Annotated in this window: 1 protein-coding gene; it reads left to right on the top strand. The window is 66.9% G+C overall.

What is annotated here, in order from left to right; translation table 11 throughout:
• Positions 1-50 precede the first annotated feature (50 nt).
• Positions 51-1,832, top strand: a 1,782-nt coding sequence (gene thiC, locus RCO24_RS19230; protein WP_374990982.1) for a phosphomethylpyrimidine synthase ThiC, incomplete at its 3' end; no start/stop codon positions are given.

Here is a 1,832-nt window from a genome sequence, read left to right as displayed (position 1 = left end):
TCATTTTCTTGGAGCGCATTCCTATGAACAAGCCCGCACGTCCGTCCGAGATGACGCCGTTTCAGGTCACCACCGGCCCGCTGTCCGGCTCGCGCAAAATCTATTCGGCCCCGGCAGAAGCGCCCGCCCTCGCCGTGCCGTTCCGCGAGATCGCGCTGTCGCCTGAATCCGGCGAAGCCCCCGTCCGCGTCTACGATCCGTCCGGTCCCTTCACCGATTCCGCCGCCGCCATCGACGTGCATCGCGGCCTGCCGCGCCCGCGCGAGGCCTGGATCGCCGAGCGCGGCGGCGTCGAGCGCTACGAAGGCCGCGCCATCAAACCCGAGGACAACGGCGGCGTAACCGGCCGCCACGCCGCGCGCGCCTTCCCGATCGCGCACGCCCCGTTCCGCGCTTGCTCGACAAGTCACCTCACCCAGCTCGACTACGCCCGCGCCGGCGTCATCACCAACGAGATGATCTACGTCGCCCACCGCGAGAACCTCGGCCGCGAAGCCGCCCTCGCCCGCGCCGCCGCCGCCATCCGCACCGGCGAGAGCTTCGGCGCCGCCATCCCCGAGCACGTTACGCCCGAGTTCGTGCGCGACGAGATCGCCCGCGGCCGCGCCATCATCCCCGCCAACATCAACCACGCCGAGCTCGAGCCGATGATCATCGGCCGCAACTTCCTGGTGAAGATCAACGCCAACATCGGCAACTCCGCCGTCACCTCGTCGGTGGAGGAGGAGGTCGAGAAGATGGTGTGGGCGATCCGCTGGGGCGCCGACACCGTGATGGACCTCTCGACCGGCCGCAACATCCACACCACCCGCGAATGGATCATCCGCAATTCGCCCGTGCCGATCGGCACCGTGCCGATCTACCAGGCGCTGGAGAAGGTCGGCGGCGATCCCGTCAAGCTCACCTGGGAGATCTACCGCGACACGCTGATCGAGCAATGCGAGCAGGGCGTCGACTACTTCACGATCCACGCCGGCGTGCGGCTGCGCTACGTGCCGCTCACCGCCAACCGCGTCACCGGCATTGTCAGCCGCGGCGGCTCGATCATGGCCAAGTGGTGCCTCGCCCATCACAAGGAGAGCTTCCTCTACGAGCGCTTCGACGAGATCTGCGACCTGATGCGGGCTTATGACGTCTCGTTCTCGCTCGGCGACGGCTTGCGTCCCGGCTCCATCGCCGATGCCAACGACCGCGCCCAGTTCGCCGAGCTCGAAACCCTGGGCGAGCTGACCCAGATCGCCTGGGCCAAGGGGTGCCAGGTGATGATCGAAGGCCCCGGCCACGTGCCGATGCACAAGATCAAGGTCAACATGGAAAAGCAGCTGCGCGAATGCGGGGAAGCCCCGTTCTACACGCTGGGGCCGCTGACGACCGACATCGCGCCGGGCTACGACCACATCACGAGTGCGATCGGCGCGGCGCAGATCGGATGGTATGGAACGTCGATGCTCTGCTACGTGACGCCGAAGGAGCACCTGGGTCTTCCGAACCGCGACGACGTCAAGACCGGCGTCATCACCTACAAGATCGCGGCCCACGCCGCCGATCTCGCCAAGGGCCATCCGGCGGCGCAGCTGCGCGACGACGCGCTCTCCCGCGCCCGTTTCGAGTTCCGCTGGCAGGACCAGTTCAACCTGTCGCTGGATCCCGACACGGCGCAGAGCTTCCACGACGAAACACTGCCGAAGGAAGCCCACAAGGTCGCGCACTTCTGCTCGATGTGCGGGCCGAAGTTCTGCTCGATGGAGATCACCCGCGAAGTCCGCGACTACGCCTCGAGGCTGAATGAAGCGGCCGTTGAGTTCGCCGAGGAGACGACGCGGATAGATCCT

Origin of the sequence: Hyphomicrobium sp. LHD-15 (genome assembly GCF_031157355.1) — a bacterium.
Taxonomy (GTDB): Bacteria; Pseudomonadota; Alphaproteobacteria; order Rhizobiales; family Hyphomicrobiaceae; genus Hyphomicrobium_C.
This window is presented reverse-complemented; position numbering and strand designations above follow the sequence as displayed.